Source organism: Cupriavidus sp. 01T418 (genome assembly GCF_056398885.1).
Genome location: NZ_JBFTQG010000167.1, coordinates 1 through 509 on the forward strand (window position 1 = coordinate 1; position 509 = coordinate 509).

Below are 509 nucleotides of genomic sequence, written 5' to 3' on the forward strand. Positions count from 1 at the left end.
CCAATCTGGCCTATGCCCGCCGCCTGCACGAGCAGCGGCCCGGCCTCAGCCTGAACGAGCTGTCCCTGCTCTCTGGCGCCGCGGAAAACCAACTGCGCCGCGAGCCGGCCTTCAAGGCGCTCTCCGTGGAATTGGCCGCCATTCGCGACGCCGTGCCGCGCCGGGACGGGGAAGCCAGTCTGCCCTACGCCCGCCGCCTGCGCGAGCAGCGGCCCGGCCTCRGCCTGAGCGAGTTGTCCCTGCTCTCGGGCGCCGCGGAAAGCCGACTGCGCAGCGAGCCGGCCTTCAAGGCGCTCCCCGTGGAACTGGCCGCCATTCGCGACGCTATTCGCGACGCCGCGCCGCGCCGGGACAGGGAAGCCAATCTGGCCTATGCCCGCCGCCTGCACGAGCAGCGGCCCGGCCTCAGCCTGAACGAGCTGTCCCTGCTCTCTGGCGCCGCGGAAAACCAACTGCGCCGCGAGCCGGCCTTCAAGGCGCTCTCCGTGGAATTGGCCGCCATTCGCGAC

At 71.9% G+C, this 509-nt stretch carries 1 protein-coding gene; it reads left to right on the top strand.

Going from position 1 to position 509, the window contains the following annotated elements:
- A partial coding sequence (locus AC1DQ3_RS36740; RefSeq protein WP_477124982.1) for a hypothetical protein occupies positions 1 to 509 on the top strand: 509 nt, incomplete at both ends.